The 13,871-nt window shown below is 72.8% G+C and carries 5 protein-coding genes; 3 read left to right on the top strand and 2 right to left on the bottom strand.

Going from position 1 to position 13,871, the window contains the following annotated elements; all coding sequences use genetic code 11:
- Positions 1 to 8 precede the first annotated feature (8 nt).
- From ICW72_RS02115 to ICW72_RS02105, 3 genes are read left to right on the top strand one after another with little or no spacing between them, the layout of a single operon-like run.
- Positions 9 to 998, top strand: coding sequence for an ABC transporter substrate-binding protein (locus ICW72_RS02115; protein ID WP_191084722.1), 990 nt, complete (start codon positions 9 to 11; stop codon positions 996 to 998).
- Positions 995 to 2,776 carry a non-ribosomal peptide synthetase gene (locus ICW72_RS02110; RefSeq protein WP_191084721.1) on the top strand — a complete coding sequence of 594 codons (1,782 nt, stop codon included), beginning with the start codon at positions 995 to 997 and terminating at the stop codon, positions 2,774 to 2,776. Before ICW72_RS02115 ends, ICW72_RS02110 begins: the two co-directional genes overlap by 4 nt.
- 11 nt (positions 2,777 to 2,787) lie before the next feature.
- On the top strand, positions 2,788 to 3,591 hold the full coding sequence (locus ICW72_RS02105; RefSeq protein ID WP_191084720.1) for a class I SAM-dependent methyltransferase: 804 nt from the start codon (positions 2,788 to 2,790) through the stop codon (positions 3,589 to 3,591).
- A gap of 25 nt (positions 3,592 to 3,616) precedes the next feature.
- On the opposite strand, the gene ICW72_RS02100 is transcribed toward ICW72_RS02105, so the two are convergent.
- Together ICW72_RS02100 and ICW72_RS02095 are read right to left on the bottom strand one after the other, a co-directional pair.
- The gene (locus ICW72_RS02100; RefSeq protein ID WP_191084719.1) at positions 3,617 to 5,143 is read right to left on the bottom strand and encodes a class I SAM-dependent methyltransferase; all 1,527 of its coding nucleotides are present in this window, start codon (positions 5,141 to 5,143) and stop codon (positions 3,617 to 3,619) included.
- 49 nt (positions 5,144 to 5,192) lie between these two features.
- Positions 5,193 to 13,754 (bottom strand): autotransporter-associated beta strand repeat-containing protein, encoded by an 8,562-nt coding sequence (locus ICW72_RS02095; RefSeq protein WP_191084718.1) that lies wholly within the window; start codon positions 13,752 to 13,754, stop codon positions 5,193 to 5,195.
- Positions 13,755 to 13,871 lie beyond the last annotated feature (117 nt).

The following is a 13,871-nucleotide window of genomic DNA, read 5'->3' as shown; positions in this document are numbered from 1 at the left end:
CACCCCGGATGCTGACGAAGCCAGGATGGACGCGTGCCGCCCGCGTTGCGGCACGTGCCGGCCGGATGCTGGGCCTGGCACTGTGCCTCGCGGCGCTGCTGCCGGCGGCGCCACGGGCGGAGCGCGTGAAGCTCGTGGTGCTGCCCTTCCTGTCGCAGGCGCCCATCTTCATCGCGCTGGAGGAGGGCCTCTTCGCGCGCGAGGGCATCACCATCGAGCCGGTCGCCCTCTCCTCCTCCCACCTCGCCTTGCCGGGGCTGATGAGCGGCGATCTCGACGCCGGCATCCCGCAGGCCTCGCCCGCGCTGTTCAACGCGGTGGCGCGTGGCGGCCGTGCCCGGCTGGTGGCCTCCGGCGTGATGCTGGCGCCGGCGCCATGCTCCTATGCCGCCTTCTACGGCACCGGGCTCACGCTCGCGGCGCTGACCTCGGGCGAGGCGCGGTCGCTGCGCGTCAGCGCCGACCCAAACGCCTTCGAGGGTTTCCTGGTGGACCTGCTGCGGCAGCGGCGCGGCGCCGAGCGGCTGCAGGTGCAGTTCCGGGAAATGCCGGTGCCGGCGCAGCAGGCGGCGCTGGCCGCGGGCGCGCTGGACCTCGCCTTCCTCTCCGAGCCCTGGGTGGCGCGGCTCGATCAGGCCGGGGTGGGGCGCGTCGCGGTGGGCGCCGAGGAATTGCTGCCGGGCGGGCAGTTCACCGCGCTGATGTTCTCCGAGCGGATGCTGGCGGATGGGCAGGCGCTGGGACGCCGCTTCCTGCGCGCCTACCGCGAGGCGCTGCTCCGCTACAATGAGGGCAAGACGCCGCGCAACCTCGAGATCCTGGCGCGTGCCACACGGCTTTCGCCCGAGCTGCTGGAGCGCGCCTGCTGGCCCAGCATGCCGGCCGATGGCGCGCTGCGGATGGAGAGCCTGCTGGCCTACCAGGATTGGCTGCGGCAGCGGCGACTGATTGACCGCGTGCTGGCGCCGTCCGAGCTGGTGGCGGAGATCACGCCGTGATCCCCTTCGAACGCGCCGAGTTCGACGGCACGATCCCCAACCGCCTGCGCCGCATCGTCGAGGCCCTGCCGGACGCCGAGGCGCTGGTCGAGGACGGGCGCGCCCTCACCTACGCCGCGCTGGACGCCGAGACCGACCGCGCGGCCGCCGCGCTGGCGGACCTGCCGCCGGGCGCGGCGGTGGCCCTGGTCTTCGGCATCGGCACCGAGGCCGTCATCGCCCTGCTCGGCGCGCTGAAGGCCGGCGTGCCGGCCATGCCGATAGACCCGGCCGCGCCGCCCGAGGATGTCATGGGCCTCTTCGCCCAGGTGGCGCGCATCGTCACCGCGCCGGCGCAGGAGGCCTGGTGCCGCGACCGCGCGGGCGATGTGCCGCTGCGGGTCGGCACCTCGTGCGCCGCGCCCGGCGGTGCGACCCGGGCGCCGGGGCCGGAGGACCCGGCCATCATCTACCTCACCTCGGCCAGCACCGGGCCGGCCAAGGGCGTGGTCCGCACCCAGCGTTCGCTGTGCTGGCATGCCGGGCTGCAGACCCGCCACCACGGCTATGCGCCGGGCGACCGCATCGCGCACCTCTCCTCCTTCGCCTTCGCGGGTTCCATCCCGGCCATCTTGGGCGGGCTGCTGGCCGGCGCCACGGTGGAGGTCTTCGACAGCCGCCGCCACGGCCTGCTGACCCTCGGGCGCTGGGCGGCGGAGCGGCGGATCACCGTGCTGCCGGTGACGCCCCCCGTGCTGCGGGACCTCGTCGAGGCGCGCATGCCCGAACGCCAGGCCTGGCAGCCGCGCCGCATCATCGTGGGCGGCGAGGTGCTGCGGCCGGAGGATGTCACGGCGCTGCGCGACCGCCTGGGCTGGGACTGCGCCGTGGTGAACCGCCTGGCCAGCAGCGAGGCCGGCATGATCGCCGAATGGGTGGTGGACCCGGCGGCCGTGCAGGGGCGCGAGGCGGTGCCGGTCGGCTGGCCGGTCGAGGACCGGCACGTCACCCTGGTGGACGAGGAGGGCGAGCCGGTGCCCCTGGGCGAGATCGGCGAGATCGTCGTCTCCGGCGACTACACGGCCATCGGCTACTGGAACCGCCCGGAGCTGACGGCGGAACGCTTCCGCCCCGACCCCGCGCGCCCGGGGTCTTTCCGCGTCTTCACCGGCGACCTCGGCCGGCTGCACCCGGACGGGATGCTGGAGCATCTCGGCCGGGCCGACCACATGGTGAAGATCCGCGGCTATCGCGTGGAGCTGGCCGCCGTGGAGGCGGTGCTGTGCCGGCAGGAGGGCGTGGCCGAGGGCGTCGTGCAGGCCGTGCGGACTTCGGGCGGCGACATGCGCCTGGCCGCCTGGGTGCAGCCCGCGCCGGGTGTGGAGATCAATGGCCTTGCCCTGCGGCGGCGCCTCGCCGCGCTCCTGCCGGACTACATGCTGCCCTGGCGCGTCGGCGTCTTCGCGGCCCTGCCGCGCTCGGCCGGCAACAAGATCGCGCGCGGCCGCCTGCCGCCGCTCAGCGGCACGCGCCCCGACGGCATGGCCCCGCCGGTGCCGACGCGCGGCGAGACCGAGTGGCTGCTGGCCGAAATCTGGTGCGAGATCTTCGAGGTGGACGAGGTCGGCCGCGAGGATGACTTCTTCGAATTCGGCGGGGATTCGCTCGACATGCTGCAGGTGGCCGCCGGCCTCTACGAGCGCCGCGCGGTGTTCATCACCGATTCCGACCTGCTGGAGCACCCGCGCCTCGCCGACATGGCGGCGGCGGTGGACCGCCTCACGGAAGACGCGGCCTGAGGAGCCCGGCGATGTACCCCCTCGAACCCCGCGCGGGCGAGATCGGCCGGCTGGCGGCGCAGGGCGCCTGGCTCACGGAGGAGACCGAGGCGCTGCTCTCCTCCATCGGGGTCGGGCCGGGCTGGCGCTGCCTCGACCTCGCCTGCGGGCTGGGCGACGTGACGCGGCTGATGGCGGCGCGGGCCGGCGCGCCGGGCCTGGTGGTCGGCCTGGACCTGGAACGCCGCTTCCTCGACCACGCGCGCGCCCAGGCGGCGGGCGCGGTCGAGTATCTGGAGGCGGATGCCTGCCGCACCGGCCTGCCCGATGGCGGCTTCGACCTGGTGCATGGCCGCTTCCTCTTCGCCGGCGCGGCGCGGTTCGACCCACTGCTCACGGAGGCCATCCGGCTGGCCCGCCCTGGGGGAACCATCGCGCTGCAGGAGCAGGACCTGTCCAGCATGGCCTGCTTCCCGCCGCACCCCGCCTTCGCGCGGCTGAAGGGGATGCTCGGCGCGGGGCTGGAGCAGGGCGGCACCGGCCGCGGCGTCGCCCGGCGGCTGTTCGGTCTGCTGCGGCAGGCGGGGCTGCGCGAGCTGCGCTACCGCCCCTTCCTGGTGTCCTGCCAGGCGGGCGACCCGCAGGCCGCCTGGCTTCCGGACATCGTGGACTCGCTGCGCGGCCCCTTGCTGCGCGCCGGGTTGACCGACGGCCCCGCCCTGGACGAGGCCATCGCCGCCTGCCGGTCGCACCTCAACGATCCGGGCACGACGGCGATCCTCTACACCGTTGTGCAGGTCTGGGGGCGCAAGCCGGCGGCGGCCGAGGCGCCATAGGGCCCGGCCCGCCGTAGGCCCCGCCTCACACCACCCCCAGGGCCTGCAACAGCGGCAGTCGCTGCGCGGCGAAGCCCTCCGCCAGCCGGGTCATCTCCGCCAGATTCTCCTCTTCCGAGGCGAGCGGCTTGCCCTCGCGCAGCAGGCCCTGGCCCTGGCTCGCCAAGGTGGCGCAGGCCGCCTCGGCCCAGGCGGCGGGCCGCGCGATCCCGGCCGCGCGCGCGCCCAGGAACATCTGCGCCACACGGTCCACCGGCACCCCGCCGCCCGTCACGGGGCTGGCCAGCCAGGTCACATCCCCGCTGCCCCGCGCCGCCGCGCAGAGATGCGTGTTCAGCCGCGCCACGACGGGCCGCGCGGCCTGGATGGCCGCCTCGTCCTGGGCGGGCGCCACCTGGCCCGAGCCGCACAGCAGCAGCACCGCCTCCAGCAACTGGCCGAAGCCGCCCTGCGCGGGCAGGGGCAATTCCCCGATGGCGCGCGGCGTGTGGTCGGCCAACGCGTCCAGCACCGGGCCATAGACGGCGGGGTTGAGCGTGACCTCGCCCAGCGGCCCGGGCAGCGTGAAGGAGACCTCGGCGCGCGGCACCGCCAGCACCACCCGCTCCTCCCGCAGCCGCTCGACCAGTTGCAGGGGCGAGGCCTCGCGCCGCCCCTTCACCCAGTAATCGCGGCGGAACTGGGTGTTCAGCATGAAGTCCCGCACCGTCTCGCGGAACATCCGGTCGGGGATGTCGGCCAGCAGGTTGCGCTGCTCGGGCGTGAGGCCGAGGGCGGGCACATGCTCCGTCAGGTTGGCGGAACAGGCGTAGCTGAGCTTGGCCGGCGCCAGCCAGTCCGCCACCGTCGCCACATGCATCGGGTGCCAGTCGCGGTTGAAGAATTCATGCGCGAGGTAGTGGCGATTGTAGCCCTTCATCGCCTCCACCCGCTCCGCCACCAGCGGGTTGGCGCGGGCGAAGAGCGGCTGGGTGGCGAAGAGCCGGCCCACGAAATCCAGCGCGCCATCAATCCGCGCCGTGATCCCCTGCCCGTCGCTGCCCAGCACGCCCATGTGCTGCGCCATCAGATGCCGCATGGGCGCGAAGGAGGCCCAGCCCGGCATGGTGTTGTAGCTGATGCACAGCACACCCCCCACCGCCAGCTTGCGGCGCAGGAAATCCACCAGCACCTCGCGGTTGGCGTCGGACACCCAGGACCAGACGCCGTGCAGGCCGATGAAGTCGAATTCGGGCAGGGAGGCATCGGCGCAGAATTCCGCGAAGGCCTGGTCGCGCAGATGGGCCCGCACGCCCGAGGCGCGCGCCATCTCCCGCGCGAAGCCGGTCTGGGTCGGGTTGAAATCCGTGCCGTGCCAGGTGGCACCCGCGGCGGCCGCGTGGATGTTCACGCTGACCCCCTGCCCGAAGCCCAGTTCGCAGGCATGGCGGAACTCGGGCGGCAACAGCCCGGCGCTGAGCAGCGCCAGGCGCGCGCGCTGCGGGTTCAGCTCCGGGTAGTAGCCATAGGTGTAGGCGATCTCGGACACATAGCCCGCGGTCCAGTCCTGCATGCTGAATTCCTTTCCATGAAGGGCCCCGGTTTTCGGGGCCCGTGCCGTGTCAGAAGCGAAGCGCCGCGCGGGCCGAGAGATCGCCCGAGAAGACGCCGTGGTCGGAGACGCCCGCACCCCCGTTCAGGCGCAGGCTCAGCGCGCCCGTGGGGCGGAATTCCACGCCCATCCGCGCCTCGCCCGTGACGGTGCCGAGCCCGGGCGCGTTGACGGAGAAGCGGCCCGGATCCCCCGCGAAGCCCGCATCCACCCGCCGGCGCGAGCCCGCGAAATCCGCGACCACGCGCAGCCCGCCCGTGACGGTGAAGCGCTCCGAGGCCTGGAATTCCGTGCCGAAGCCCGCATCGAGCACGAGGCCGGAGGAGGTCTGCCGCCCCACGCTCAGCGCCTCCAGCGCCGCGGCATTGCTCTCGGTGAAGGCGCGGGTGCTGGCGCTGCCATAGCCGAGGCCCACTTCCGGGCGCAGCTGCCAGCGCCCGCCCCGCCAGGCGGTGTAGCCGGCCGCGAGCCGCACCATCCCCGCATCGGAGCGGGTTCGGAAGCGCGAGCTGCCCGTCAGCGTCTGGCGCCGGCCATCCTGGCCGAAGCTGGCATAGATGCCGTCCAGCGAGAGCGTCAGGTCCCGCGCGGGGTCGAGCAGATAGGACAGCCGCCCACCGAAGCTCCAGCCATCGGCGTTGCCGCGCAGCAGGGGCGTGTTGACCGTGCCCCGTTCCATCCCGCCGAAGACGGCCAGGCGCAGCCGCTCGACACCCGTCTCGGCGCCGAACTGCATCCCGGAGGAGGTGATGGTGTAGCCCGCCCCGTCATGCGAGCGCGAACGCCCGGCGCGGGACATCTCGCCCGCCGCGAAGACCGTGAACCGGCCCATGCGGTGCTGCTCCCCGTCCCGGAAGGCGGCGGCGAGATGGGCGCGCGCGGCGCGGCGCGCATGGTCGTTCAGCCCCGCATAGCCCTCGGGCGAGCTGCGCTGGAACACCCGCGACGCCGCCTCGGGCGAGACGCCATCGGCCTTCAGCGCATCGGCCACCAGGCGCCCGCCGTGGAACTGCTCCACATTGCCCGCGGTGCCGGCCACGCGCAGGTCCCGCACCATCCGCCGTTCATTGGCGGTGCGGCCGAGGCTGGCTTCCAGCGCCTCGCCCACCGGGCGGCCGGTGCCGATGGCCTCGCCCGTGCCGAGGTTCACGACGATGCCCCGGCCGAAATCGGAGGTGATGCTGCCGAAGGCGCCCGAAATCCGGCCCAGCCCGGCTTCCAGGAAGCGGAAGCTCTGGCCGCGCGCCGCCTCGAAGGCCCCGTTGGAGGTGAAGGGCCCGGTGTAGCGCCGGATGTCCAGCGCCGCCGCGCGGTCAATGGTGATGTCGCCGCTGGCGCGATAGACGTCATGCCCATCCAGCGCGCCCGCCCCGGCCGCGCCCTCGATTTCCAGCTCCACACGGCCGCCGGCGCCGATGGTCAGGTTGTCGAAACTCAGCGCGCCGACCGAGAAGCCCGCCGCCAGCAGACCGCCCCCCATCACCTGCGTGTTCCCGGTGACGGTGCCCGTGCCGCCCAGCATGCCGCCGGTCCCCGAGATCATCATCTGGGTGTTCTGCACGGTGCCGCCCGTCAGGGTCATCGTGCCCAGCACCTGCGTGAGGCCCGATTGCAGCGTACCGCCCACCTGGGTGGAGCCGCCGCTGGCCAGCGTGAAGTTGGGCGTGTTCACCTGCCCGCCGGGCGCGATGGTCATGTCGCCCTGCACCATCGTCATGTCGGTGGAGGTGACGGAGCCCGTCACGTCCAGCTGCCCGCCCTGCCCCACCGTCAGCTGCGTCTGCCGCGTGTCGCTGCCGATCTGCAACTGGCCGGCGGAGACCAGCACGTCGCCCGCGCCCTCGAAGGCGCCGGTGAAGATGCTGTTGCCCGTGACGCGCAGCTCGAAGCCGTTCAGCACGATGTTGCCGGCGCCGCTGAGGTCGCGGATGGTCTGGTCGCCGCCCAGCAGCGCGAGCCGCCCGGTGGTGCGGATTTCCACCCCCGCCTGGTCGCTCAGCAGCTGGGCGCCCATCAGGCCGAGCGTGGCATTTTCCAGCACCAGCACCGAGCCGGCGGCCGAGGGCGCGGTGAGGAAGCTGTTGCCCGCCACCTGCATCTCGCCCGCGCCCAGCGGCGCGTTGACCGCGGCGTTGGTCAGCTCATAGCGCGGCGCGGTGAAGGTGGCGGGGCCGTTCAGCGTGCCGGCCGAGACCAGCAGCGTGCCCGTCACCTGCACCGGCGCCCCTGCCTGCGCCACGCCGCCCGACCGCACCGACAGCGCCTGGAGGTTCACCCCCGGCGAGCTGCCCTGCACCGCGAACAGCCCATCCACCAGCACCTGCGAGGAGCCGGCGATGCCGCCCATGCCGCCCAGCGCCAGGCTCGCGCCCGCGGCGATGGTGGTGGGGCCGGCATAGGTGCTGGCCCCGGTGAAGACCGCCGCGCCGGCATCCACGAAGAGGCCGCCCGCGCCGGTGATCTGGCCGCCGAAGCTGCCCTCCGCCGCCGTCAGGCGCAGGCTGCGCGGAGTGCCGGCATCATTGCCCAGCACCACCTGGCCCGTGCCGGTCAGCGCGCGCAGCGAGGCCCCGACCGATGTGGCCGAGATGTCAAAGATGCCCCCCAGCGCCAGGCCCGAGGCGGTGGCGATGGCGCCCGAACCGGCCAGCGCCAGCGTGGCGCCGGGCTGCACGGTGGCCAGCCCCGTGAAGCCCTGCGCGCCCGTCAGCGTCAGCGTGCCGGCGCCCGCGCGGGTGAAATCGCCCGGCCCCTGCATCACCCCCGCGAAGGTGGAGTTGCCGGATTGCGCGATGGTGAGCCGCCCGCCCTCGGTCAGCGTCACGCCACCGCCGCCGGTGAACTGGCCGAGGGTGAGCGTGCGCTGGCCTGTGACGGTCAACTGCCCATCCTGGGTCACGGTCTGGCCCGAAGCGTTCAGGTCGGCGTCGAGCGCGATGGTCCCGCCCGCCTGGTTCTGCACGGCGCCCAGGCTGGTCAGCACCCCGTTCAGCGTCATCGCGCCAGTGCCGGTGTTGAGCAGGCTCGCCACCGTCAGCGTCTGCCCGGCGTCCAGCGTCACGGCGCCGCTATTGGCCAGCGCGCCGATGGCCTCGGAGGTGCCGAAACTCAACCGCGCGCCGTCATTCACCGTGAAGGCTCCGCCCCCGGCCAGACGGCCCGCGGAACCCGAAGTGCGCAGATGCCCCGCCTCCACCGTGGTCAGCCCGGTGTAGGTGTTCAGCCCGGTGAGCACGAGCTCACCCTTGCCCTGGCGGTGGAAGGCGCCGCTGCCCTCGATCACGCCGGCGAAGGTCGAATCCCCGCTCTGGTTCAGGTTCAGCCGGCTGCCGGCGGAGAGCGTCACCGTGCCATCGCCCAGGAACTGCGCCGCGCTGATGCCGCGCGTGCCCGTCACGGTCAGCTGCCCGTCCTGCGTCACCACCTGGCCCGTGGCCAGGATGTCGGAGGCGAGGTGCAACGTGCCGCCCGCCGCGTTCCACACCGGGCCGGCGCTGGTCAGCGTGTTGTTCAGCGCCAGCGTGCCGCCCGAGCGGTTGGTCAGCCGCGCCACGGCCAGCGTCTGGTTGACCGTGAGCAGGCCCTCATTGGTGGTGATGCCCAGGCTCTCGGCGGTGTCGAGCGTGACCACGCCCGAGGAGGCCACGCGCAGTTCCGGTGTGCCCGCCAGCCGGTTCGGGCTGCCCTGGGTGCGCAGATGCCCGTCCAGCACGTGCACGATGCCGGAAAGCGTGCTGCCGCCCGTCAGGGTCAGCGTGCCGCCGCCGGTCAGGGACAACTCGCCCGCGCCGGTGAAGATGCCCGCGAAGGTGGAGGTGCCGGTCTGCGCCAGCAGCAGATGGTCCGGCGTGTCGCCGCCCTTGGCCATGCCGATGCTGCCCGCGCCGGTCAGCCCCGCCGTGGAGAGGGTGCGCGCGCCGGTGACGGTCACGTCGCCATCCTGCGTCACGGTCTGGCCCGAAGCGTTCAGGTCCGCGTCGAGCGCGATGGTCCCGCCCGCCTGGTTCTGCACCGCGCCCAGGCTGGTCAGCACGCCGTTCAGCGTCATCGCGCCCGAGCCGGTGTTGAGCAGGCTCGCCACCGTCAGCGCCTGCCCGGCGTCCAGCACCACGGCGCCGCTATTGGCCAGCGCGCCGATGGTCTCGGAGGTGCCGAAACTCAACCGCGCGCCGTCATTCACCGTGAAGGCTCCGCCCCCGGCCAGACGGCCCGCGGAACCCGAAGTGCGCAGATGCCCCGCCTCCACCGTGGTCAGCCCGGTGTAGGTGTTCAGCCCGGTGAGCACGAGTTCGCCCTTGCCCTGGCGGTGGAAGGCGCCGCTGCCCTCGATCACGCCGGCGAAGGTCGAATCCCCGCTCTGGTTCAGGTCCAGCCGGCTGCCGGCGGAGAGCGTCACCGTGCCATCGCCCAGGAACTGCGCCGCGCTGATGCCGCGCGTGCCCGTCACGGTCAGCTGCCCGTCCTGCGTCACCACCTGGCCGATGGCCAGAATGTCAGCGCCGAGGTTGATCACGCCTTCCGACTTGTTCCACACCGCGCCCAGGCTGGTCAGCGGCCCGTCCAGCGTCACGGTCCCGCTGTTGAGCAGCCCCGCCACCTGCAGCGATTGCCCCGCTTGCACCGTGAGCGAACCTGCATTGCCCACCGTGCCGATGGCCTCGGGCGTGGCGAAGGTCAGGCTGCTCTTGCCCTCGATCAGGAAGTCACCGCCGCCGCCGAAGACCGGCCCGGACCCGCCGGTCAGCAGATGCGCCTGCTGCACCGTGGTCACACCCGTGTAGGTGTTGGCGCCGGTCAAGGTGAGTTGCCCGCCGCCCGTGACCGTCAGGTGGCCCTTGCCCTCGATCACGCCCGCGAAGGTGGAGGTGCCGCTCTGCTCCAGGATCAGGTGGTCCGGATTGGCCGAGGCCAGCGTCACCAGCCCCGAGCCGACCAGGCTGCCCACCGTGAGGCGCTGCGGCCCCAGCACCACCAGCTGCCCGTCCTGGGTGAAGACCTGGCCAGTGGCATCCAGCCCCGCGCCGAGCAGGATCAACCCGTCCTGGTCGTTCAGCACCGCCCCGCGCGAGACGCTGTCGAAGCCGATGGCGATGATGCCGCCCTTGTTGGTCAGGCTCGCCATATTCAGCGCGCGCAGGATTTCCACGTCGCGCACCAGCGACAGCACGGGCACGCCGCTGCGCCCGTCCACCCGCCCGTTCACCGTCAGCGCGCCGATGGTGTCGGTGGTGCCGAAAAGGAAGCGGCCGCCCTGGTTGACCGTGACGGCGCCCGTATCGGCCAGCGTCCCGCCGGGTACCAGCACATTGTTGGAGTTCGTCCATTCCTGCGTGCTGACCGTGCCGAAATCCACGATCGTGCCGCCGGTGTAGGTGTTGGCGCCGCGCAGATGCAGGAAGCCATTGTAGCCCGGTGCGCCGATCCGCAGCGCGCCATTGCTGATGACGCCGTCCATGATCGCGATGGCATCGGCCGTGGCGCCATGGCGGAGGATGATGCTGCGCTCGGCCCCCGCCAGGTTGATGGGGTTGCGGAAGCGCACCGCCGCATCCGCATAGGCCGAGCCGAAGACCAGCGAGGCGTCGTTCGGCACGAAGCCATTGGTGCCCCAGGTCAGGGTCTGCGGCGTGAGGCTGCCGCCCAGGTTCACCACCAGCTCATCGGCGATGGCCGCGAAGCCGCCGCTGCCCGTCCATTGCACGCGGTTGCTCTGCGTGCCCACCTGCCGGTTGAAGGCGCCGGAGGAGAGCAGCACGCCCGCCGACAGCTCATCCAGCGCCGTCATCCCCGCAAGTCGCCCCGCGCCCGCGAAGGTGACGTTGCTGTTGGCATGGATGCCGGTGCCATCGAGCGCCGCCAGCGCGCCGCCCGCGATGACCGTGGCGCCCGTATAGGTGTTGACGCCGTTGAAGATGGTCAGGCCCGCGCCGATGGTCAGCCCCGCGCCATCGCCCGCCGCGAAGGGCGCGCCCTCATAGCTGGCGCGGCTGTCATCGGCGATGGAACCCATGAAGATGGCCACGTTGCCGATGCCCGGCGCGATGGTGACGGAGGCGCCGCGCATCATGAAGATGTCGCTGCCCACCCCCGCCCCGGCCTGCCCGCCCGTGCCAGCCGAACCGCCGGCCGCGTTGTTGTCGCCGAAGAAGCTGTTGCCGGTGATCAGCAGCGTGCCGCCATCGCGCACGAAGATGGCACCACCCATGCCCGCGCCGCCGCCGCCGCCGATGCCGTCGCCATTGGCGCCCGCGCCACCGCCGAAGCCCGCGATGCCGCCCGCGCCGGGCGTGCCCTCGCGGAAGAAGGCGCCCGAGCCCGCGCTGCCACCCGCGCCGCCCTGGCCGCCGCCCGCGCCGAAGCCGCCCGTGCCGCCCGCGCCGCCATTGCCGCCATTGCCGGCCGTGCCGCTGCCCGTATTGCCGGCATCGCCGCCGCTGCCGCCCGCGCCACCCGCGCCGCCACCATAGAAGGTGGCGCCATTGCCGCCGCGCCCGCCCTCGCCGCCATGGCCGCCCGAGGCGACCTCACCCAGGGCCAGCGCCACGTTCCAGGCCGCGAACTGGGCGATGGACAGGGCGAGGTCCACCTTGGCGTCCACCAGCGCCGCCTTGAAGCCCACCGAGAGCGGGATGTTGGGCACGGGCGGCACGCCGATGGGCACGAGCGAGCCCGCCACCAGCCCCGCCTGCAAGGCCACATTCGACTTGGCCGTGTAGATCGCGGCCATCAGGTTCACATTGACCGGCAGGCCCGAGGAGCCATTGCCGCCGGCACCCCCCGTCCCGCCCGTGCCGGTGCCCGTGCCGCCAGGTGCCGCGATGCCGCCCGCCTGGCCCTCGCCCGAGGCCAGCACCGTGCCGATCCAGGAGGCGTTGTTGCCGTTCTTGCCGCCCGCCCCCACCGTCACCGCGGGCATGCCCGCATAGGGGGTGACGGCGATGTTGTTCATCGCGCCGCCCGCCGTGAGCGGCGAGGCGATGACGAGGCGATCGAGGCTGCCCGAGGGCACGAAGCCCGGCACCGTCAGCAGGATTTCGCCGCCGCCGAGATTGGTCACGGCCGTCACGGTGTAGGTTCCCACGCCGGGCACGGTCACGGTGAAGCCGTTCTGCACCGTGGCGGGGTCCACCCCCAGCAGGCGCAGCTGCCCGGACGCGGCGGACACCACGTTCGAGAAGGCAAGGCCGCTCGCGGTGTCGGGCAGGCTGTTGCTCAGCGTCACCACATTGCCGTTGATGGCGGTGATGGTGGTGTTGGCTGGCACGCCCTCGCCCACCAGCCGCATGCCGACGGCCAGCCGCGGGTTGGGCACGGGCAGCGTCAGGGTGGTGCCGTTGATGGGCGCGAGGCGCGCCTCGAAGCCCGTGACCGCGCCGGTGACCGCCTGGCTCAGCGTCAGGTTCTGGCCGCTGATGGCGGTGATGGTGGTGCCGGCCGCGATGCCCGCCCCCTCCAGCACCATGCCCACCCGCAGCCCCTGCGCCACCGGGTCCACGGCCAGCACCAGGCTCGTGCCGGCCGCGCTGGTCACGCTGTTCGCGGTCATACCCGTCACGTTGTAGAGGGCCGCCGAGACGGGGGTGTCGCTCGCGCCGGGCAGTTGCAGCTGGCCGATGGGCGCGCTGCCGCCGGGCGGCGCCGCGTAGGTGAGGATGCCGGCATTGCCGCCGCCGCTGGGCTGCAGGTTCTGCACCACCAGCGAGATGTCGCGGTCGAAGCTGACGGGGGCGAGCGAGAAGACGTCGTGGTTGCCGCTCATCGTCACGACATTGCCGTTGATGGCGATGATGGTCCGCGACGGGTTGGAGGCGAGGCGCATGCCGACCGTGAGTCCGGCGGTGCTGGCCAGTTCGAGCTGGTTCAGCTCCGGCACGCCATTGAGGTTGCGCGTCACGCGCTCCTCGACCAGCAGGGTGGCGTTGGCCTGGATGCCGGTGATGTCGTTCACCAGGATCGTGTTGGGATCGGAGCCGAGGCGCACCTCGCGCGTGATGACGGAGGCGCCCGTCAGCGTGCGGTCCAGCGTGATGGTGCCGTCGGAATTGACGCTCTGGATCACGGCCTGGCCCGCATTGGGCACGGAGACCGCCATGCCCGCGGCAAGGCCCTGCGTGTTGCCGATGGCCACGCGGTTGAAGTCCCCGAACTCGTTCAGCAGCGGCACGGCGCCCTGCTCGTCCAGGGGGCGGACATCCACCTGCAGGCTCGTCAGCGGCAGGCCGATGGTGCCGAGGCTCAGGCTGGGCCCGCCGCCGCCATTGCCGCCGCGCACGGCGTTGGTGTTGAAGTCCACATTGTTGAGGGTGAGCTGCCCGCCCTGGTCCACGAAGAAGACGCCGCCCATGCCGGCGCCGCCACCGCTGCCATCGCCGCCACGGGTGACGAAATTCGTGAAGATCTTGCCGTCCACCGTCACATGGGTGGCGCCGGTGGCGGGGCCGACCATGAAGCCGCCGGCCGCGTTGCCATCCACGAGATCGCGTGTGTCGGCCAGGGAGGTGGCGGGAACGCAGAAGGCGGCCGAGGCCAGCAGGAGATGACGCAGACGAAGCTGACCCGGCACATGCGACATGAAACCACCCTGTCCAAAAGACCTATTGCCCGCGTGCCCGGACCGCGCCCGGAAGGCATGCGCGACGAATCACGCTCCCCCGGGCCGTGATCGGCACGGGAGGGACATTGATGGCCG

The organism is Roseococcus microcysteis, assembly GCF_014764365.1.
GTDB lineage: Bacteria > Pseudomonadota > Alphaproteobacteria > Acetobacterales > Acetobacteraceae > Roseococcus > Roseococcus microcysteis.
The sequence above is the reverse complement of the archived record's forward strand: the minus strand, read 5'-3'. Positions and strand labels throughout refer to the sequence as shown.